The sequence below is a fragment of the Streptomyces albiflavescens genome, from assembly GCF_014645835.1.
In the GTDB taxonomy this organism is placed as follows: domain Bacteria; phylum Actinomycetota; class Actinomycetes; order Streptomycetales; family Streptomycetaceae; genus Streptomyces; species Streptomyces albiflavescens.
Genome location: NZ_BMMM01000010.1, coordinates 163846 through 184445, shown reverse-complemented (window position 1 = coordinate 184445; position 20600 = coordinate 163846). Strand labels below are relative to the sequence as shown.

Here is a 20600-nt window from a genome sequence, read left to right as displayed (position 1 = left end):
GTGCCCCATGCCCGTGTGGGACGACCTGGTGGGCCAGGAGAAGGTGAGCGAGCAGCTCGCCGCCGCTGCCCGGGACGCCGACGCCCTTGTCACGGCGATCGCCGCGGACACCCCGCTCCCCGAGGCGTCCAAGATGACGCACGCGTGGCTGTTCACGGGTCCGCCCGGTTCGGGCCGCTCCACCGCGGCGCGGGCGTTCGCGGCGGCGCTCCAGTGCGTGAGCCCCGACCGCGCGCTCGGCGGAGTCCCCGGCTGCGGCTTCTGCGACGGCTGCCATACGAGCCTGGTGGGCACCCACGCCGATGTGGAGATCGTCCGCACCGACCTCCTCTCCATCGGCGTGAAGGAGACCCGCGACCTGGTCCGCCGCGCCCAGATGTCCCCGGCGACCGGCCGCTGGCAGGTCATCGTCCTGGAGGACGCGGACCGCCTCACGGAGGGCGCGGGCAATGTGCTCCTGAAGGCCGTCGAGGAGCCCGCCCCTCGCACGGTCTGGCTGCTGTGCGCCCCGTCGATCGAGGACGTCCTGCCCACCATCCGCTCCCGCTGCCGCCTGCTCACCCTCCGCACCCCGCCGGTGCACGCGGTCGCCGACATCCTCGTACGCCGTGACGGCATCGAGCCCGACGTCGCGGCGGCCGCCGCGCGCGCGACGCAGGGTCACATCGGACGGGCCCGCCGCCTCGCCACGGACCCGAACGCCCGCGCGCGCAGGGCCGCCGTCCTCAAGCTCCCACTCCGGGTCGACGACATCGGCGGCTGCCTCAAGGCGGCCCAGGAGCTGATCGACACGGCATCCGAGGACGCCAAGCAGCTCGCCGAGGAAGTCGACGTGAAGGAGACCGAGGACCTGAAGGCGGCCCTCGGCGCGGCCCAGGGCGGCCGTATGCCGCGCGGCACCGCGGGCGTCATGAAGGAGCTGGAGGACCGGCAGAAGCGCCGAAGAACGCGTACGCAGCGCGACAGCCTGGACCTGGCCCTGATCGACCTCACCGGGTTCTACCGCGATGTCCTCGCCCTCCAGCTCGGTTCCCGTGTGGCCATCGCCAATGCGGAGGCCGAGGACACCCTGGAACGCCTGGCCCGCGGCAGCTCGCCGGAGGCGACCCTGCGCCGCATCGACGCGATCGCCGCGTGTCGCGAGGCCCTCGACCGCAATGTTGCCCCGCTGCTCGCGGTGGAGGCGATGACGATGGCGCTGCGGGCGGGCTGAGTGCATCCGGAGCGCTGCGAACCGCCCGCAGTGCTCGGAACGTTCGGGCCGCACCGGCACGCCGTAGCGCACTGACGTGCACGCGACGTCCTGCGTCAGGTCGTGCAAGTGCGCCACTGGGAGCACGATGGGATGCATGACGGGACGCACGACGAGTTGACCAAGTCACTCGTACGAGGCGCATCCGCAACTGAAGGTGATCAATTGATCGCGCAAGGTTACGCTCGCTGGATGTACATCAGGCGCACCCATCGGCCGTCCAGGCCCCTCCGTACGAGTGGCGTGCTGCTGGCCGCCGCGGCGCTGCTCATCTCGGGCTGCTCCTCCGGGAGTTCGACGACGGCGACGGCGACATCGACGTCGACGGCGGACGCGGTGCTGGCCGCCCTGCCGAGCTCCACGCCGTCGACACTGGCGCGGTACTACGGGCAGAAGCTGAACTGGCGCCCCTGCGGGGTTTCCGGCTTCGAGTGCGCCACGATGAAGGCGCCCCTGGACTACGCGAAACCGGCCACGGGTGACGTCAGGCTGGCGGTCGCGCGCAAGAAGGCCACGGGACCGGGCAAGCGCCTCGGCTCGCTCATGGTCAACCCGGGAGGGCCGGGCGGCTCGGCGGTCGGCTATCTGCAGCAGTACGCCGGGATCGGCTACCCGGCGGAGGTCCGCGCCCGCTACGACATGGTCGCGGTCGACCCGCGCGGCGTGGCCCGCAGCGAGCCGGTCGAATGCCTCACCGGTCGTCAGATGGACACGTTTACGCAGACGGACACGACGCCGGACGACAAGAAGGAGACGGGGCAACTGGTCGACGCGTACAAGAAGTTCGCCGACGGCTGCGGTCGGCACTCGCCCGTTCTGCTCCGGCACGTCTCCACGGTGGAGGCGGCCCGTGACATGGACATCCTGCGCGCCGTGCTGGGCGACCAGAAGCTGACGTATGTCGGAGCGTCGTACGGAACGTTCCTCGGGGCGACGTATGCGGGCCTCTTCCCGCAGCGGGTGGGTCGGATGGTCCTGGACGGTGCGATGGACCCGCAGCTCACCGCGCGCAAACTCAATGAGGACCAGACGGCGGGCTTCGAGACGGCCTTCCAGTCGTTCGCGAAGGACTGTGTGCGCCACAGCGGCTGCCCGCTGGGCGGCGCGGGCACGAGCCCGGAGCAGGTGGGCAAGAACCTGAAGGCGTTCTTCCAGCAGCTGGACAAGGCGCCCATCCCGGCCGGCGACGCGGACGGCCGCAAGCTCGGCGAGGCGCTCGCGACGACGGGTGTGATCGCGGCGATGTACGACGAGGCGGCCTGGCCACAGTTGCGCGAGGCCCTCACCGCGGCGATGAAGGAGAAGGACGGCGCGGGGCTGCTCGCCCTGTCCGACAGCTACTACGAGCGCGACGCCGACGGAAAGTACGCGAACCTGATGTTCGCCAACGCGGCGGTGAACTGCCTCGACCTCCCGGCCGCCTTCGCCACCCCCGACCAGGTGGAGAAGGCCCTTCCCGCCTTCGAGAAAGCGTCCCCCGTCTTCGGCGAAGGCCTGGCCTGGGCGTCCCTGAACTGCGCGTACTGGCCGGTGAAGCCGACGGGTGAGCCGCATCACATCCCGGCGAAGGGCGCCGCCCCGATCCTCGTGGTCGGCACCACCCGCGACCCGGCGACCCCGTACCCCTGGGCCCAGTCCCTCGCCTCCCAGCTCTCCTCCGGCACGCTCCTCACTTACGTCGGCGACGGCCACACCGCGTACGGCCGCGGCAACGCCTGCATCGACTCCGCGATCGACCGCTACCTCCTCCAGGGCACCCCGCCCCCCAAGGGAAAGCGCTGCTCATAGCCCGTCCGCACACCCCGGCACCGGACGCCCCGGGGCGTGTGCGGAGCACCCCCGGAAACTGTGTAGACTTACCGACGTTGCTGATCGCACCATAGTGCGGACAGCGCGCCGCCTTAGCTCAGATGGCCAGAGCAACGCACTCGTAATGCGTAGGTCTCGGGTTCGAATCCCGAAGGCGGCTCACCTAAAACCCCAGGTCGGATCCACTCTGACCTGGGGCTTTCTCGTTCAGCGGACGCGGCGACGGCGGCGGGAGCGGGCCGCGCGGCTGTCGAGGGTCTCAGTTTTGGTCTCAGCGGGGCCTGGATCGGGCGCCGGGGGAGCGGGCACGAAGAACTCGCCCATGCGCCGCATCGCGTCCTTCGACAGGTGTGATCTGCCCTTCACGTACCGCCGGGTGTGGCTGATCTGGGTGTGCCGCAGGATCTCCATGATGGTGGGCATGTCCACGCCCAGCTCGTTCAGGATGATGCTTGGCGAAGGGGTTGGCTTCGGTCTCGTCGATGCTCGGCGGGTCAACGAGCGTGGCGGCGTTCTCACCGACGATGCGGCGGCGGTGAGCGATCTTCAACGCGCGCGACAGGATGCGGTGCACCTTCACCACGCGGGAAGGCGCGTGCCCGGCCGTGAGCTTCACGGGCGGGGTGTGCGCCGACTACGAGGCGACGGCGGGGAGAGCGCCGACCAGGTGACCGTCAAGGTGACCGAGAAGCCCTGGAAGGGCAAGGTCTGCATCATGATCACCGAGGCCTTCCGCAAGACCGTGTCCCTGGACGAGCCGCTCGGCGACCGCAAGGTCGTGGGCTCGGACGGCAAGGAGATCCCGGAGGGAAGGAGATCCCGGAGGGGAGGGAGCCCGGCGCCGAGGTGAAGTCGTCGCAGCCGCAGCCGCAGTCGCAGTCGCAGTTGCAGTTGCGGCACGGCCCGGTCGGTCGGTCGCGCCCAACAGGGTGCTTTGTCCGTTGACTTGACGCCCGCTTCACGGGGTCTGTGGGATGTCGCGCTCAAGGGGCGGGATCTCAGGGGCGGGGAGCGACACGATGGGCGCGGACGACGAGACGGTTCCGGTGGACGAGGCTCCAGGAGCGGGAACCGGCGGGCTGGACAAGCGAGTCGGGCGGCGCTCCCCGCGGGTGGCCGTCTCCGCCGCCGTGGCGGGACTGCTGCTCCTGACCGGCGCTGCCTACGAGCTGGTCCGGACGTCCGACGGCGGTGGCACGAGCACGGCCGGTGGGTCCGGAGCCAGCGCGTCCGCCACGCGGGACACGCGCAAGGCGGGCGCCGGGGAGCCGGGTCCGGGTACGCCCTCGCCGCCCACACCACCCTCCGTCCGGGTCGTCTATCACGTGAAGAAGCCGTTGCCGCAAGGCCCGCAGACCGCCCCGGTGTACCGCGCCGACCGCAAGGTCACCGAGGCGCAGATGGCCCGCCTCGCCCGCGCGCTCGGCGTGACGGGGATGCGGGATCAGGGGGACTTCTGGTCCAACCCCGCGCGGGATCAGCTCACCGTACAGAAGGACCAGTGGGGCGCCTGGGCCGTCGGCATCGGCCCGAGCAAGAGCACGCGGCTGATCGACGAGAGCCGCGCGAAAGCCACCGCGCTCCCCGTCCTGGCGGCGCTGGGGCAGACCGGCGCCATCCTGACCACAGCCCCGACACCGGACAAAAGGCAGAGGGTCACCGCCGACCCGGTGATCGACGGGCTGCCCACCTTCGGCTGGACCACCACACTCTCCGTCGATGGCGACGGCAGGGTGACCGGCTCCGGCCACGTGGGGCTGCCCCGCCGCATCGGCGAGCTGCCGGTGACGAGTGCCTTGACGGCGCTGACACGGAACGGGGCGCAGATCGCCGGCCCCGGAGTCCCCCCGGAAATGCCCGGGTGGGAGACCCGCCACGTGACCGTGCGATCCGTACGGCTGATCCTCGTGGACCAATCCTGCCCCGCCAAGGGCGACCGGCTGGCGCCCGGGTGGGAGTTCGTCGGCCATGAGGACGGCGCCCCGCACGGTGCCGCCCCGTACGGCAAGTGGTTCGAGGAGGCCGTGCCGCCCGAGGACCCCAACGAGTGCCTTTGACCCGCACACGTTCTGTTGACCGGCACCTGTGTGCTCACTCATGGATGACACGACGAAGGCGACACCCCCGTCGCAGGGAGCGCCGCCTTCCAGGGCTGCCGGTCGGAGATCAGTTGCCTACTGGCGGTGTGAGCTTGCGGGTTCGAATCCCGAGGGCGGCTCAGTGGGAAGCCGCAGATCAAGCTTTTGATCTGCGGTTCTTCTCTTTTCTTGACCATGGAATCGTGAGTTCTGGTCCTGGTCCTGGTCGTGTCGACCCAAGCATCCGGGTGAGCGCATCGATGCCCCCGCGGTGGGACTCGCGAGCGCAGTGAGCTGCCGAAATGCCCGTTTCGTGGGCGGCGGAATCCTTCGGCTGTTCCTCCAGACAAGCTCGAACGCCCCGAACGAGACTGTGATCTCCCGGTCCGAACGTAAGAGGCCGGCCGGCGCGGAGTGGGGAGAGGCAGTGTCAGGACGACACGATGCTCGGCGCGTCGTGGTGACAGGGATCGGCGTGATCGCGCCCGGGGGAATCGGTACGAAGCAGTTCTGGGAACTGCTCTGCGAGGGGCGCACGGCAACACGGACCATTTCCCTGTTCGACGCGAGCGAGTTCCGTTCGAGGGTGGCCGCGGAATGTGACTTCGATCCCGGGGCCTCGGGGCTGAGTCAGCGGGAGATCCGCAGATGGGACCGCACCACGCAGTTCGCCGTGGTCGCGGCCAAGGAGGCGCTGGAGGACAGCGGTGTGCTCGGCGAGATGGACCCGTACCGCACGGGCGTCATGGTCGGCACAGCCTGTGGGATGACGCAGAGCCTGGACCGTGAGTACGCGATCGTCAGTGACAACGGCAAGAAGTGGCACGTGGACGAGGCGCACGGATCGCCTTACCTGTACGACTACTTCGCGCCGTCGTCCATGGCCGCCGAGCTCGCCTGGCTCGCGGAGGCGCAGGGCCCCGTCGGTGTCATCTCGACCGGCTGCACTTCGGGCATCGATGTGCTCGGCCACGCCGCCGACCTGATCATCGACGGCGCGGCGGACGTCATGATCAGCGGCGCCTCCGACGCGGCCATTTCGCCGATCACTGTGGCGTGCTTCGACGCGATCCGGGCGACCACACCGCGCAACGACGATCCGGCGACCGCGTCGCGCCCCTTCGACAGGACCCGCAACGGGTTCGCGCTCGGCGAGGGCTCCGCGATCCTCGTACTGGAGGAGTACCAGCACGCACGTCGCCGGGGCGCCCGCGTCTACGCCGAGATCGCGGGGCACGCGACCCGCGCGAACGCCTTCAGCATGACCGGACTGCGCCCGGACGGCAGGGAACTGGCCGAAGCCATCACCGTGGCCCTCGACCGCGCCGAGGCGAATCCGGCCGATGTCGGATACGTCAACGCGCACGGCTCGTCGACGAAGCAGAACGACCTGCACGAGACCATGGCGTACAAGCGCAGTCTCGGCGAGCACGCCTACCGCACCCCCATCAGTTCGATCAAGTCCATGATCGGCCACTCCCTCGGAGCGATCTGTGCGCTGGAGGTGGCCGCCTCCGTTCTCGCCATAGAGCACGCGGTGATCCCGCCGACGGCCAACTTGCACGAGCGCGACCCCGAATGCGACCTCGACTACGTCCCGTTGGCGGCCCGCGAGCAGGCGTCCGACGTGGTGCTCAGCGTGGCCAGCGGATTCGGCGGCTTCCAGAGCGCGATCGTGCTGACCACACCGGATTGGACCGCCAGATGAAGACCCCCCTGATCACCGGATTGGGCACGGTCTCGCCGAACGGGCTGGGCACGGAGGCCTACTGGGCGGCGGCCCTGCGCGGCGAGAGCGGCATCGGCCCGATCACCCGGTTCGAACCGGACGGGTATCCGGGCCGAACGGGTGGCGAGGTCAAGGACTTCAACCCGAAGGAGCATCTGCCCAGCCGACTGCTTCCGCAGACGGACCACATGACCCGTCTTGCGCTCGTCGCCGCCGAGGAAGCCCTGGCCGACGCGGGCATCGACCCAGAAGAGCTTCCGGACTTCGCGATGGGTGTGGTGACCGCCGCGTCCGCCGGCGGAATGGAGTTCGGCCAGCGGGAGATGGAAGCGCTCTGGAGCAAGGGGGGCGCCTACGTGAGCTCCTACCAGGCGTTCGCCTGGTTCTACCCGGTGAACACCGGCCAGATCTCGATCCGGCACGGCTTGCGTGGCGCGAGCTCGGCGGTCGTCACCGAACAGGCGGGCGGACTCGATGCCGTCGCCAAGGCCCGGCGGCACATCCGGCAGGGCACCCCGCAGATGCTCGCGGGCGGCGTGGACAGCGCCTTGTGCCCCTGGGGGTGGCTGTGCATGTCCCGCTCCGGGCGGGTGTCCGCGGTCGAGAATCCCTCCCGGGCGTACGTGCCGTTCGACATCGAGGCGTCGGGCTACGTTCCGGGTGAGGGTGGCGCGCTGCTGGTCCTGGAGGACGTGGAGGCGGCCGTTCGGCGCGGTGTGGACAAGCCGTACGGAGCCGTGGCCGGCTATGCGTCGACCTTCGACCCCCGCCCCGGAACCGGGCAGGAGCCCGGCTTGAGGCGCGCCCTCGAGATGGCCCTGGAAGAGGCGCGGATCACGGCGGCGGACGTCGACGTGGTGTACGCCGATGCCTGCGGTGTCCCCGAACTGGACCGGCTGGAGGCCGAGGTGCTGGCCGGCGTGTTCGGCCCCCGGGGCGTGCCCGTGACCGCACCCAAGACGATGACGGGACGGCTGCTGGCCGGAGGGGCGTCGCTCGACCTCGCGACCGCTCTGCTGTCCCTGCGCGACCAGGTGGTCCCGCCCACGGTGAACATCAGCCGGCCGGCCCACGGCGAGCTCATCGACCTGGTCGCGGGAGAGCCGCGGGAGGCCCGGCTCACCAACGCTCTTGTTCTTGCGCGAGGTTACGGCGGCTTCAACTCGGCCATGGTCGTCCGGCGCGAGGCCTGACCCCGGCAGCCCGCCGCACGGGTGCCGCCGCAACCGGTGCACACGTACCGGAACAACTGATGAGAGGAATACGGAACATGGCTGCCTTCGGCGTCAAGGAACTGGTGGACGTGCTGCGCGAGAGCGCCGGTGAGGACGAGGACGTGAGCCTCGAAGGAGACATCCTCGATGTCGACTTCGAGTCGCTCGGCTACGACTCGCTCGCTCTCTTCAACACGGTCCGGTGGATCGAGCGTGATCTCGGCATCACCCTGTCGGACGAGGCCATCGATGTCGAGGGAACGCCGCGCGCGCTGCTGGACGAGATCAACAAGGCGTCCACGCAGTCGGTTTGACACCCATGCCGGAGAACTGGGGAAAGGGCACAGCAGATGTGTGGCATCGTCGGGTGGGTCGACTACGAGCGTGATCCCTCCACAGACCCGTCCGTCGCACGGGCCATGACGGACGTCCTGGCGTGCCGGGGCCCCGACGACGAGGGGATCTTCTCGGCCCGTCGGGTCATGCTCGGCCACCGCAGGCTGTCCATCATCGACCGGGCGGGCGGAGCCCAGCCCATGACGTACGACGCGGACGGCAGCACGGTGGTCGCGCTGAGCTTCTGCGGGGAGGTCTACAACTTCCGGGAGCTGCGCGCGGAACTCGCCGCCAAGGGGCACGTCTTCCGAACCCGGAGCGACACCGAAGTCGTCCTGCACGCCTATCTTGAGTGGGGCGAGTCACTGGCCGACCGACTCAACGGCATGTACGCCTTCGGTATCTGGGACGCCAGAACCGAGGAACTGCTCCTCGTGCGCGACCGCATGGGCGTCAAGCCGCTCTACTACCACGAGACCGAACACGGCATCCTCTTCGGCTCCGAGCCCAAGGCCCTCTTCGCCAACCCGGCCGTCCCGCGCACCGTGGACGCCGAAGGACTGTGCGAGGCCCTGGACATGGTGAAGACCCCGGAGCACGCGGTCTTCTCCGCGCTGCGGGAGGTACGGCCCGGCCAATTGCTGCGAGTGCGCAGACAGGGCACGCTGCGGCGCCGCTACTGGACTCTGGAGGCGACGGAGCACACGGACGACCTGCAGACCACCATCGGTACCGTCCGCGGTCTGCTCGAGGACATCGTCTCGCGCCAGCTCATCTCCGACGTCCCGCTGTGCACCCTGCTGTCGGGAGGGCTCGACTCCTCCGCGGTGACCGCGCTGGCGGCGGCGCACAGCGAGTCCGCGGTGCGGTCGTTCTCCGTCGACTTCGCCCCGACCGGGCGGGAGTTCGCGCCGGACGCGGTGCGATCTTCCCCCGACGCGCCGTTCGCCCACGAGCTGGCCGCGTACGTCGGCGCCGAGCACACCGAGGTGCTGCTGGACAGCGCGGATCTGGTCGCCCCGGAGGTCCGGGCCGCGGTCCTCAGGGCCACCGACCTGCCCCCGGCGTTCTGGGGCGACATGTGGCCCTCCATGTATCTGTTGTTCCGCGCCGTCCGACAGCGGTCGATGGTGGCGCTGTCCGGCGAGTCCGCGGACGAACTGTTCGGCGGCTACCTCTGGTTCCGCAACCCGCGTGCGATAGCCGCCGACACCTTTCCCTGGCTCACCTCGGGATCGGCCCGCTACTTCGGCGGTCTCGGTCTGCTCGACCCCGGCCTGTTGGAGAAGCTGGACATCCCCGGCTACCGTGCGGCCCGCTACCGGGAGGGCCTGGCGGAGGTACCGGTCTTGCCCGGCGAGGACGCCACCGAGCGCCGGATGCGGGAGATCACGTATCTCAACCTCACCCGGTTCGTGCAGACGCTCCTCGACCGCAAGGACAGGATGAGCATGGCCGTCGGACTCGAGGTCCGGGTGCCGTTCTGCGATCACCGGCTGGTGGAGTACGTCTTCAACGTTCCCTGGGCGATGAAGACCTTCGACGGCAGGGAGAAGAGCCTGCTGCGGGCCGCGACCGCCGACCTCCTGCCGGCGTCGATCCTCCGGCGGGAGAAGACGCCGTATCCCGCGACCCAGGACCCCCACTACGAGCGGGCTCTGCGCGGCCGATTGGCCGAGGTGATGAGCGATCCGGGCGCACCGGTACGCCCGTTGCTGGACCTCGACCGGGTGCGCAGGACCCTGGACCGGGCGCCGGGCGACGTCAGCCGGCCCTACGCCCGTGGAGGGATCGAGATGGCCCTGTGGCTCAACGCCTGGCTCGGCGCGTACGGCGTCACCCTCGACATCTGAGCTTCGTGCCACTACGCCGTGTGGGGCCGCCCCTTCCGAGGGGGCGGCCCCACACGGCGTCCGCACGTGGGAGGTGCGCGGTCAGCGTGCGCCGCGGGCGAACTCCCTCAGCGACGCGGCCACATAGTCGATCATCTCGCTCGTCAGCCCGGGATAGACACCCACCCAGAAGGTCCGTTCGAGAATGACGTCGCTGTTGGTGAGGTCGCCGACCACCCGGAACTCCCGGTCGAGATAGCCGGGGTGGCGCGTCAGGTTGCCCGCGAACAGCAGCCGTGTGCCGATCTTGCGGTCGCCGAGGAAACGCAGCAGCTCGTAGCGGTCGTACCCGGCGTCGTCGGTCAGTGTGATCGCGAACCCGAACCAGCTGGGGTCGCTGCCCGGCGTGGCGAGGGGCAGCAGGAAGCCCGGCGTGCCCTCGAGACCGTCGCGCAGCCGCTGCCAGTTGCGCCGACGGGCGGCACCGAACTCCTCGAGCCGGGTGAGCTGGGTGACGCCCAGAGCCGCCTGGATGTCGGTGCCCTTCAGGTTGTAACCGACGTGGGAGAACGTGTACTTGTGGTCGTACTGCGGTGGCAGGTCGCCGAGCTGGTACCGGAACCGCTTGTGGCAGGTGTCGTCCTCGCCGGGTTCGCACCAGCAGTCCCGGCCCCAGTCGCGCATCGACTCGACGATCCTGGCCAGCACCAGGTTGTCGGTGAGCACACAGCCGCCCTCACCCGTGGTGATGTGGTGCGCCGGATAGAAGCTCGTCGTGGCGAGGTCGCCGAACGTGCCGGTGAATCTGCCCCGGTGCAGGGACCCCACCGCATCGCAGTTGTCCTCGATGAGGAACAGGTCGTGCTCGTCGGCGAGCCGGGCGATCTCGTCCACCTCGTACGGGTTGCCGAGAGCGTGGGCGATCATGATGGCCCTGGTCTTGGGACCGATCGCGGCCGCGACGCGCTCCGCCGTGGCGTTGTAGGTGCCGAGCTCGACATCGACGAAGACCGGTGTCATCCCGTTCTGGAAGATCGGGTTGACCGTGGTGGGGAAGCCCGCAGCGACGGTGATCACCTCGTCGCCCGGCTTCATCCTGCGGTCCCCGAGCTGGGGCGAGGTGAGGGACGACAGAGCCAACAGGTTCGCCGAGGAGCCGGAGTTGGTCAGATGCGCCTTGCGCAGGCCCAGAGCTTTGGCGAACTGCCGCTCGAACCTGCGGGAGCTGACACCCGCGGCGATACGCATGTCCAGCGCTGCCTCGACCAGCGCCACCCGGTCCTCGGCGGTGAGGACCGCTCCGGACGGCAGCACCGGAGTCACTCCCGGTATGAACTCCGTGTCCCCGGCGGTCTCCTGGTGGTATTTCGCCACCGATTCAAGAATGAGCCGTTTGGCCTCGCGGGCCATCGTCCACCTCCACGTCGCGGTTGGGGCCAGCCTCACCGATGCGCTTCGACACCGGTTCAAGCCGCGGTGGAAGGGGACGGCTCTTTCTCGACGGGTGCTCAAGGCGACGGTGTCAGGGTGGCCGGCACGTCACCCCACCAGAACCGGGAGAGGTCTCCATGCGTTGGGAAAACCTGTTCGTGTCCGGCGTGGCAGCCTGGCTGCCGCCCCTCGTGGCCGCGGAGGACGCGGTCTCCGCCGGTCTGCTGGATCCGGAGCGGAGCAAGCTGCGCGGGATCGAGTCGGTCACGGTGGCGTCCGACGCCGAGGAGGACGCCCCGCCGCGCATGGCGGTGCGCGCGGCCCGGGAGGCGCTCGGCCGCGGGAACGTCGACCCCGCCGATGTCTCTCTGGTGCTGCACAGTTCGCTGTGGTTCCAGGGCATCGATCTCTGGCCGGCGGCCAGTTACATCGCCCACGAGGCCGTCGGTCGCCAGGTGCCCGCCTTCGGCCTGGCCCAGCGCTGCAACGGTGGCATGGGGGCCATCGAGTTGGCCGCGGCGTACCTCGGGGCGGGCATCGGTGGTGGACACGCCGCCCTCCTCACCACCGGTGACCGCTTCGCCGGCCCGCGGATCGATCGCTGGAACAGCGTCGATGTGACGATGTACGGCGACGGCGCCGCCGCGCTCGTGCTGTCCACCCGTGACGGCTTCGCCCGGGTGCTGTCCACGGCCACCGGCGTGGACAACTCGCTGGAGATACTCGCCCGGGGTGACGAGCCGTTCGCCCCACACCCGGTCGAGCCGTCACCGGTGGTCGACCTGGGCGCGCGGACGGTCCGCGGCGCGGCACTGGCGGCCATGCCCGACCTCACCCACCGCTACATCGACCTGCTGGTGGCGGCGAAGACGCAGGCTCTTCAGGACGCCGACACGGCCATGGACGACATCGCCCATGCGATCATCCCGGTCTCCCGGCGCGGCACAGGCCATGAACTGCACGACCTGCTCGGTCTGCCGGACGAGCGTACGTCCTGGGCGTACGGGCGTACCACCGGCCATGTCGGCGCGGGCGACCAGTACGCGGGGCTCGCCCATCTCGTCGAGAACGCACTCGTCTCGCCCGGCGACCGGGTCCTGTTGTTCGGCGGTGGAGCGGGCTACACCTGCACGGCCGCGGTCGTGGAGATCCTCCGGTTGCCCGCACGCTGAACCAGGGCGCCGACGGGCCGTGGGTCAGCGGCCGCCCGCCACGGTGAGCACCTCGCCCGAGATGTTGCCGTTGGCGGCGGAGCCCAGGAATGTCACCGCGGCCGCGATCTCCTCGGGACGGCTCAGTCGGCCCGTCGGCGTCATTCCGCGCTCCTCCTCCCGTACCTCGCCGGGCAGCACGGTACGGACGCCCTCCGTCAGGGTCAGCCCGGGGCTCACCACGTTGACCAGTACGCCGTCGCGGCCCGCGTCCCACGCCATGCTGCGCATCAGCCCGTGCAGCGCCATCTTCGCGGCGCCGTAGATCTCCTGGCGCGGTTTGCCGTCCACCGCGACATGGGAGGACACGAAGACGATGCGCCCCCAACCCCGCTTGCGCATGTGGGCGAGGGCCAGCTGGGTCGTGCGCACGGTCCCAGCGACGTTTCCGCGCAGCAGCGGCTCCCACTCGGCCGGCGGCAGGTCCTCGAACCGCTCGTCCGGGGTCCGGCGTCGCGGGCGTACCAGGGCGTTGGCCACCAGGACGTCGATTCCGCCCCACCGGGCACACACGTCGTCCACGACGGCCTCCGGCGAGCCCGGCTCGTCCAGCGCGTAGCGCAGATGGCAGGCGCGGTCGTCGGCCGCGCCCAGCTCGGCCGCGGCGAGTGCCCCCGCCTTCTCGTCCGACCGGTAGGTGAGCGCGACCCGCGCGCCCTCGGCCGAGTACGCCCGAGCCACCGCAAGCCCGATCCCCTTGCTCCCACCGGTCACCAGCACGGTCCGGTCGCGCAGTCCCATGTCCATCCGTAGACCCTCCTGAGTCGTCACGCCCTGCCGGCCACACAGGCACGGCGGCGTCCGCAGCATGCCGACCGCGTCTCGAACCTGGTTCGAAGAGGAACGGGGCCCTCGACCGTTCCTCGGCCGGACGTCGAGGCCCTGCGGGGAACATCGCGACAGCCGACTCCGACCCCTCACTCCGAGGTGATGATCTTGCGCGTACTGCTCACCACGTGGGCATGGCCGTCACATCTGTTCCCCATGGTGCCGCTCGGCTGGGCCCTGCAGGCCGCAGGTCACGAGGTCCGAGTCGCCGTCGGCCCCGGTCTGACCGACGCCGTGAGCCGGGCGGGTCTGTGCCCGGTGACCGTCCGCGACGACGCCGATCTCGTGGGAATGTCCACCGCACCCGCTCTGAACTCCTGGCATCACCAGCGGCGCTGGACGTCCGACTGGTACGACAGGCCCGAGTTGCTCAGCCCTGAACAGCGCGAGATGTACGCCGCCCTCGGGCACAAGCAGACCGCCATGGCCGCGGCGATGGTGGACGGCGTGCTGGACTTCGCGCGCGACTGGCGGCCCGACCTCGTGGTGCACGACGCGGTCACCTTCGCCGGACTCGTGGCCGGCGCGGTGCTCGATGTACCGACCGTGGCCACCCTGTGGGGCAACATCGCGATCCCACGGCACCAGCGGGATCCGCTCACCGGGGAGCTCGCGCCGGACTTCGTGGCCCTCTTCGAGCGGTTCGGTGTCGCGCCGAAACCCGAGCCGGACGTCTGGATCGACCCGTGCCCGCCTCGGATGGGCCTCCCCTCGCCCGAACCCAGGCTCACCACTCGCTTCGTGCCCTACAACGGCCCCGGCGGCTGCCCGGACTGGCTGCGCTCCCCGGCCGGACGCCGACGCGTCTGTGTCACCTGGGGCATCACGACGGGGAGGATTCAGGGGGACGGCGATCCCGACGTCTTCGACCAGGTCGTCGAGGCGGTGTCCGGTCTGGACGCCGAGATCGTGTTCGCGCTCTCGGCGGCGCAGCGCGAACGCCTGGGCGCCGACACCGCCGGCGTACGCGTCGTCGAGGCCCTCCCGCTCCATCTGCTGCTGCCGTCCTGCGCGGCGGTGGTCCATCAGGGCGGCGGCGGGACCACGATGACCTCGGTCTGGTCCGGAACCCCGCAGTTGATCATCTCGCCTCGTCCCGAGCAGATGATGACCGGCGACCGGCTGGAGCAACTGGGCGCCGCACGCCACCTCGTACGGGCCGAACTGACCGCCGGTCCAGGGGCCGGCATCAAGGCGCTGCGCGGCGCGCTACTGGATCTGCTCGACGACGACGCGTACGCCCGCGGCGCGGCCGAGCTGCGCGGCGAACTGCTCACCCAGCCGACACCGGCCGATCTCGTCCCGCGCCTCGAGGAGCTGGCGGCGTCCGCCGCCAACACGCGGGGGAGCGAGGCCGGTTGACGGTGTCACCGGCTTGCCGGGAGGAAGGCACCGCCGCCAGCACGCCCACGAAGGGACCCAGATGACTGTCGCCGCACACCCTGTCACCGCCGACCTCGGCGCCGTACCGCGCACGGCCGAACTCCGCGCCGTTGCGTCACGCTGCGCCGACCGCGTCGAGCGTGAGCGCCGGCTGCCCGCCGAGGTCGTCGAGGCACTGCGGACCGCAGGCTTCGCACGTCATCTCGTACCCGCCCGCTGGGGCGGCGAGGAAGGGACCTTCAGCGCACTGCTGGGTGCCGTCGCCGAGGTCGGCGAGAGCTGTGCCTCGACCGCCTGGAACGCGGCGGTGCACGCCATCCTCGGCCGGATGGTGTCCCACCTGCCCGAGAAGGGGCGGCAGGAGATCTGGGGCGAGGGGCCCGACGGCCTGTTCGCGGGGTCCATCGCACCGGCCGGCGAGGTGAGGGCCGTCGACGGCGGACACCGGCTCAGCGGCCAGTGGCCCTTCGCGAGCGGCGTCGACCACGCCTCATGGACCCTCCTCGGCGCCATGGCCCCTGGTCCGGAATACCGGTTTTTCATGGTCCCGCGGACGCACTACCGGGTCCTGGACACCTGGACCAACGTCGGTCTGAGCGGCACCGGAAGCAACGCGGTCGCCCTCGACGACGTGTTCGTTCCTGGCTATCTGTCATTCGCGCAGGCCGAGTTGATGGCGGGGACGGCGGCCGAGAAGGCGACCTGCCTGCGGGTCCCGTTCAAACTCGTCAACGGTCTGACCTTCGTCGCGCCCGTGCTCGGCGCGGCGCGGGGGGCGCTGCGTTCGTCGGCGGCACGACTGGCCGTCAAGACGGAGATCACCGGCGGGGCGGCACGGGCCAACCCGGCGGTCCATACGGCGCTGGCCCGCGCCGGAGCCGAGATCGACGCCGCGCAGCTGCTGCTGGAGCGCGCGGCGGCGGCCGCCGACAGCGGTACGGCCGGGGCGCTCGAACGCGCCCGCGCACCAAGGGACTTCGCGTTCGCGGCGGAGCTGCTCGGCGCCGCCGTCGACCGGCTCTTCCGGATCGGGGGAGCACGGTCGCAGACCACGGCCGACCCGGTCCAGCGCGCTTGGCGGGACGTGAACTGCGCGGCGGGCCACGCGGTCCTTCAGTTCGGGTCCGTCGCCGGCGTCTTCACCACCCACCTCATGGACGGAGTGCACAAGGATGTCTGAGCCGACCCCCGTGGAGTTGCTGACACCCGCCAACGGCGTGGAACTGGCCGCTCGGGAGAAGCTGATGCTGCTGGCCAACGGACAGCGGTTCACCGCGGTCATCCACACGCTGGCCGAACTCGACGTCGCCGGGCAGCTGACCGCGGGGCCGCGTTCGGTGCGGGAGATCGCCGAAGGCGTCGGATGCCAGGCCACACAGCTCTACCGCCTTCTGCGGTTCGCCGTGCTCATCGGGCTGTTCCAGGAGACCGAGCCGGAGGTCTTCGCCCTGACCGAACTGGCCGAGGGGTTGCGTGTCGACCTTCCGGACAACGTCCGGGACGCGGTGCTGCTCGACGGCTCGGAGCGGTTCAACCGCGCGTTCACCGGGCTCGGGCACAGCGTGCGCACCGGGAAGCCGGGCTTCGACCATGTGCACGGCATGTCGTTCTGGGAGGACTTGGAGCGGGACGCGGAGGCGCTGCACACCTTCGACGCGGCGATGACCGGGATCAGCCGCCGTCTCGGCCGGATCTACCTGGAGCGCCACGACTTCGGCCGGCCGGCCCGGATCGCCGACATCGGCGGCGGGCGCGGCTACTTCCTGGCGTCACTGCTGGAGAGGTATCCCGAGGCCACCGGTGTGCTCTTCGACCGGCCGTCGGTGGTGGCCGAGGCGCACGGTCTGCTCCGGGAGCGCTCGGTCGCCGACCGGATCGACGTCGTCGGCGGTGACTTCTTCACCGACGAGCTGCCCACCGGCTGCGACACCTATGTACTCAAGACGGTCCTGCACGACTGGCCCGACGATGCGGCGGAGTCCATTCTGCGCCGGATTCGTGCGGCCGTCGGCGACTCCGGTGCGCGGCTCCTGATCCTCGAACAGGTGGTGGCGCCGCTGAACGCCTGGGATCCGGCCAAGTTCCTGGACATCGACATGATGGTGATCATGGGTGGCCGCGAGCGCAATCTCCAGGAGTGGCGACGGCTCCTGGCGGCTACGGGCTTCCGGCTCGCGGGCGAGCCCGCGACGGGGGAGTGGACCGTACTGGAATGCCTGGCCGGATAGCCGGGCGTCGGGCAGGTGGAACGGTCGGGTGTGCCCGGGCCGCACGAGGGTCCGGGCACACCCCGCTGGAGCGCCCGAGGCACACCCCGACGGCGGGACGGCTCAGCGGTCGGCCGCGGCCTGCTCCAGGAGGGGAATCACATCGGCCGGAGTCGGCAGGGCCTCCATCGCCGTGCGGACGGCGGTGGTACGAGCGCGGCCGGCTTCGGACAGCAGGGTGCGCAGCGCCTCCTCGATCCCCTCCACGTCGCTGCTGTCGGCGGGGTCGAGCATGACACCGGCGCCCGCCGCGTCCACCCGTTCCGCGAACGCGGCCAGCACCGGCGCGAGAGGAAACATGAGCTGCGGCACTCCGGCCGCCAGGGCGGTCAGCCCGGTGCCCGTACCGCCATGGTGGATCAGCGCGTCGCAGCCCGGCAGCAGGAGGGTGAACGGCACGGACTCGGCCACGCGGATGCCCGGCGGCAATGTGCCGAGCAGATCACGGTGGGCGGCGCTGACGGCGAGGACGACCTCCGCGTCCAGCGCCGAGAGCACCTTGAGCGTCCGTTCGAAGGCCGCCGGCATCCGTTCAGGGCGGACTTCGGCGGCGGTCACGCCCCAGGTGAGGCAGACCCGCGGCTTGCTGCGGGGCTCGCGCAGCCACTCCGGTTCCACGCCGCCGCTTCCGTTGTACGGCACGAAACGGACGGATGTGCGCTCCACGGCCCCGGGCCACTGCAGTTCCGGAGGACAGGGGTCGAGCCACCTCGTGGGGCCTTCCGGGGGCCGTACGCCGAACCGCTCGAACAGGGCGGCGTAGCCCGGCAGCGGATCGCCCACCATGCCCTCCAGCTCGTTGCGGGTGATCATCGGCGAGCCGAACATGTAACTGAACGTGGGGACTTCGAGAACGGCGCCCACCACGGTCGCCGCGTAGCACACGGTGTCGTGCACGATCACGTCCGGGCGCCAGGCCCTGGCGAAGGCGAGCAGGTCCTCGACCAATGCGTCGGCGACCACGAACTGCTTCTCCGCCAGCGCGGTGTACACCGCGGCGACCTCGCCCCCCAGCGTCTCGGGGGAACGCGCCCAGTCCCGCGGCCAGGGCGCTGTCTCGCCCAGCCAGGCGCCGAGTCCTTGGGTGCGGCGGGCCATTTCCTCGCCCGAGACGTCCCGGCCCACCGGGACCGCCGTCAGGCCGGCACCGGTGATCGCCTCGGTACAGGAGGGCGGCGCCGCCATCCGTACCTCGTGCCCGGCCGCCCGTGCGGCCCAGGCGAGCGGAACCATCGGGAACAGGTGGGAGGACCCCGTCCACGTGGCGAACAGTATGCGCATATGCCCTCTTTCTCGTCGGTGTTCGAGCAACAGCCGGCACATGAGATGCCTCTGAGTCGTGTGATGCGCGGCGAAACGGTCCCTGTGCGGCCGGACTTCTCGATGAGCGGGGCCGACAGCCGCCCGGCCCGGGCGGGTCAGTGCCCGGTCGTACCGGCGAGAGCCCGCCACAGGTCGGACACGGCGTCCTCCAGAAGTCGGCGCGGCGTCCAGCCGAGGAGCTCGCGGGCGAGCCGGATGTCCACCTCCAGCCGCTCCGGCCGTTCGTCCCCGCCGCCGTGGACCAGCTGTTCGACGACGTGGGCGGGCACCCCGCTCACCTTGATCAGGAGATCGACCAGCGAGCGAACGGGCACGGCCTCTCCGCTGCCGATATTGATGACGCGCCCGCCCACGTCGGAGCGGACCGCGGTGAGCACCGCGGAGGCCGCGTCCTGGGCGTCGACGAAGTCGCGCTCGGCGCGCAGCGGTGTGAGCCTGATCTCGGCGGTCCGCCCGTCGGCGCAGGCCAGGCGGAGCTGGTGGGCCACCCGGCCCAGCAGGCTCGCGGGCGGTGAGCCGGGCCCCGCGACGTTCGCCATACGCAGCACGAGTGCGTCGATGTCGCCGCGCCGTGCCGCGTCCAGGACCAGATGGGTGCCCTCGAGTTTGGTGCGTCCGTACGCCGTCGTGGGGCGGGTCGGTGTCCGTTCGTCGACCGGCTGCCCGTGCGTCGTCGGCGCGTACTCGTTCACCGAGCCGAGGTGGATCAGCCGGACCGGCTGCGCGGCGCCGCGCAGCGCGTCGACCAGCCGCCGCACCAACTCGGTGTTGGCGGTGACCATCTCCCGCTCGGTGGCCGCCCACACCGCACCGGCGGCGTTCACCACGACCGTGGGCCGGCCCTGGGTGAGCGCCTGCCCGAGCTCGCCGGGCGGGGTCCGGCACAGGTCGAGCGCGAGTCCGCGCAGCCCGGGCCGGGTCGGTCCGGAGTGCCGTGACACGGCGACCACCTCACCGCCCTCGCCCAGGAGCGCGGCACACACATGCCTTCCGACGAAACCCGTTCCGCCCAGCACGACCACTCTGGCGCGATCCGACTCGCCGGGCGTGACGTACTGCTCTTCGGCGCTGCCGAACATGGGGTACCTCCACAACCCGCTGTCTGTGCACCCGGATCCGCTCCACCGTGCGGTGGCCGGTCGCCGGCGCGCGGACCATGCTCCTCGCGCCGCCTCAAGCCTGTGTCCACGCTCGGTGGTCCTCGGCCGCTCGGCGTCGGCTCAACCGAGAATCGAGCGCCGCCGCCTACGGTCGGCGCACTATGGACGTTCGTGAACTAGCGGTGCCGCGCGCGTGGCGGATCACACCGCATCAGCTGTCCGACCGCCGTGGGTCATTCTTCGAGCTGCACCGGCACAGCCAGGTGATCGAGGCGACGGGGCGCCCGTTCCCGGTGGCCCAGGTCAACTTCTCCAGCTCGCGGCGCGGCACCCTGCGAGGCATCCACGGCACGGTCACACCACCGGGCCAGGCCAAGGTGGTGACCTGTGTGCGCGGCGCGGTGCTCGACGTCGTGGTCGACACCAGGCTGGGTTCCCCCACGTTCGGCACGTACGACATGACCCGGCTCGACGCCGAGTCGGGTGCCGCCGTGTATCTCTCGGAGGGGCTCGGGCACGGCTTCCTCGCCCTGACCGACGACGCCTGTGTCTGCTACCTGTGCTCGTCCGAATTCGTTCCCGGCAGCCAGGTGGACATCAACGCGCTCGACCCGGAGCTCGGCATCCCCTGGGGCCTGACCGAGCAGCCGCTCATGTCGGACAAGGACGCCTCCGCGATGAGCCTCGCCGAGGCCGCCGCGGCGGGCCTGCTGCCCACGTACGAGGAGTGCCTGGCCCTGGAGGCGGGCCTGCGCACGACCGTCTGAACTCCCGTGCCCGAACTGGCCGAATGCTCATCGAGGGCCT

General features: G+C 70.7%; 17 protein-coding genes, 1 tRNA gene and 1 pseudogene. 14 read left to right on the top strand and 5 right to left on the bottom strand.

What is annotated here, in order from left to right; translation table 11 throughout:
• The first annotated feature begins 7 nt into the window (after window positions 1-7).
• The 3 genes from IEY95_RS26460 to IEY95_RS26450 all read left to right on the top strand — a co-directional run bounded on the left by IEY95_RS26460 (window position 8) and on the right by IEY95_RS26450 (window position 3221).
• Entirely contained in the window at window positions 8-1213 is a 1206-nt protein-coding gene (locus tag IEY95_RS26460; RefSeq protein WP_189188629.1) for a DNA polymerase III subunit delta', read from the top strand.
• Window positions 1214-1444: 231 nt separating this feature from the next.
• Entirely contained in the window at window positions 1445-3040 is a 1596-nt protein-coding gene (locus IEY95_RS26455) for an alpha/beta hydrolase (protein WP_189188628.1), read from the top strand.
• Window positions 3041-3147: 107 nt separating this feature from the next.
• Window positions 3148-3221, top strand: a tRNA-Thr gene (locus tag IEY95_RS26450).
• 47 nt (window positions 3222-3268) lie between these two features.
• On the opposite strand, the pseudogene IEY95_RS50770 reads toward IEY95_RS26450, so the two are convergent.
• Window positions 3269-3508: pseudogene (locus IEY95_RS50770) on the bottom strand (tyrosine-type recombinase/integrase); the annotation flags it as partial.
• On the opposite strand from IEY95_RS50770, the gene IEY95_RS50765 reads away from it, so the two are divergent.
• The 6 genes from IEY95_RS50765 to asnB all read left to right on the top strand — a co-directional run bounded on the left by IEY95_RS50765 (window position 3483) and on the right by asnB (window position 10271).
• Complete coding sequence (locus tag IEY95_RS50765) at window positions 3483-3911, top strand: hypothetical protein (RefSeq protein WP_373294557.1); 429 nt, start codon at window positions 3483-3485, stop codon at window positions 3909-3911. The pseudogene IEY95_RS50770 and the gene IEY95_RS50765 sit on opposite strands and share 26 nt — an antisense overlap.
• 169 nt (window positions 3912-4080) lie before the next feature.
• The gene (locus IEY95_RS26435; RefSeq protein WP_189188627.1) at window positions 4081-5118 is read left to right on the top strand and encodes a hypothetical protein; all 1038 of its coding nucleotides are present in this window, start codon (window positions 4081-4083) and stop codon (window positions 5116-5118) included.
• Between the two features lie 478 nt (window positions 5119-5596).
• Window positions 5597-6847 carry a beta-ketoacyl-[acyl-carrier-protein] synthase family protein gene (locus IEY95_RS26430; protein WP_308429340.1) on the top strand — a complete coding sequence of 417 codons (1251 nt, stop codon included), beginning with the start codon at window positions 5597-5599 and terminating at the stop codon, window positions 6845-6847.
• A complete protein-coding gene (locus IEY95_RS26425; protein ID WP_189188625.1) occupies window positions 6844-8061 on the top strand; it encodes a ketosynthase chain-length factor in 1218 nt (405 codons plus the stop codon). The genes IEY95_RS26430 and IEY95_RS26425 overlap by 4 nt, the downstream gene beginning before the upstream one ends.
• A 77-nt stretch (window positions 8062-8138) precedes the next feature.
• Complete coding sequence (locus IEY95_RS26420) at window positions 8139-8396, top strand: acyl carrier protein (RefSeq protein ID WP_189188624.1); 258 nt, start codon at window positions 8139-8141, stop codon at window positions 8394-8396.
• Between the two features lie 36 nt (window positions 8397-8432).
• Entirely contained in the window at window positions 8433-10271 is a 1839-nt protein-coding gene (gene asnB / locus IEY95_RS26415) for an asparagine synthase (glutamine-hydrolyzing) (protein ID WP_189188623.1), read from the top strand.
• A gap of 81 nt (window positions 10272-10352) precedes the next feature.
• On the opposite strand, the gene rfbH is transcribed toward asnB, so the two are convergent.
• A complete protein-coding gene (rfbH, locus tag IEY95_RS26410) occupies window positions 10353-11660 on the bottom strand; it encodes a lipopolysaccharide biosynthesis protein RfbH (protein ID WP_189188622.1) in 1308 nt (435 codons plus the stop codon).
• Between the two features lie 158 nt (window positions 11661-11818).
• On the opposite strand from rfbH, the gene IEY95_RS26405 reads away from it, so the two are divergent.
• Window positions 11819-12853: a ketoacyl-ACP synthase III family protein gene (locus tag IEY95_RS26405; RefSeq protein WP_189188621.1), complete on the top strand. Its 1035-nt coding sequence runs from the start codon at window positions 11819-11821 to the stop codon at window positions 12851-12853.
• Between the two features lie 24 nt (window positions 12854-12877).
• On the opposite strand, the gene IEY95_RS26400 is transcribed toward IEY95_RS26405, so the two are convergent.
• Window positions 12878-13639, bottom strand: coding sequence for an SDR family NAD(P)-dependent oxidoreductase (locus IEY95_RS26400; protein ID WP_189188620.1), 762 nt, complete (start codon window positions 13637-13639; stop codon window positions 12878-12880).
• Between the two features lie 189 nt (window positions 13640-13828).
• On the opposite strand from IEY95_RS26400, the gene IEY95_RS26395 reads away from it, so the two are divergent.
• The 3 genes from IEY95_RS26395 to IEY95_RS26385 all read left to right on the top strand — a co-directional run bounded on the left by IEY95_RS26395 (window position 13829) and on the right by IEY95_RS26385 (window position 17331).
• Window positions 13829-15082, top strand: a complete 1254-nt coding sequence (locus IEY95_RS26395) for a nucleotide disphospho-sugar-binding domain-containing protein (RefSeq protein ID WP_189188619.1) — start codon at window positions 13829-13831, stop codon at window positions 15080-15082.
• A gap of 61 nt (window positions 15083-15143) precedes the next feature.
• Complete coding sequence (locus tag IEY95_RS26390) at window positions 15144-16283, top strand: acyl-CoA dehydrogenase family protein (RefSeq protein WP_189188618.1); 1140 nt, start codon at window positions 15144-15146, stop codon at window positions 16281-16283.
• Entirely contained in the window at window positions 16276-17331 is a 1056-nt protein-coding gene (locus tag IEY95_RS26385) for a methyltransferase (protein WP_189188617.1), read from the top strand. Before IEY95_RS26390 ends, IEY95_RS26385 begins: the two co-directional genes overlap by 8 nt.
• 102 nt (window positions 17332-17433) lie before the next feature.
• Here the strand turns inward: IEY95_RS26385 and IEY95_RS26380 are convergent, their stop codons facing one another.
• Together IEY95_RS26380 and IEY95_RS26375 are read right to left on the bottom strand one after the other, a co-directional pair.
• Window positions 17434-18651, bottom strand: coding sequence for a nucleotide disphospho-sugar-binding domain-containing protein (locus IEY95_RS26380; protein ID WP_189188616.1), 1218 nt, complete (start codon window positions 18649-18651; stop codon window positions 17434-17436).
• Window positions 18652-18788: 137 nt separating this feature from the next.
• Complete coding sequence (locus tag IEY95_RS26375; RefSeq protein ID WP_229703390.1) at window positions 18789-19772, bottom strand: NAD-dependent epimerase/dehydratase family protein; 984 nt, start codon at window positions 19770-19772, stop codon at window positions 18789-18791.
• Between the two features lie 182 nt (window positions 19773-19954).
• Here IEY95_RS26375 and IEY95_RS26370 point away from each other — a divergent pair, with 182 nt between their 5' ends.
• Window positions 19955-20560, top strand: a complete 606-nt coding sequence (locus tag IEY95_RS26370) for a dTDP-4-dehydrorhamnose 3,5-epimerase family protein (RefSeq protein ID WP_189188615.1) — start codon at window positions 19955-19957, stop codon at window positions 20558-20560.
• Window positions 20561-20600: the final 40 nt, after the last annotated feature.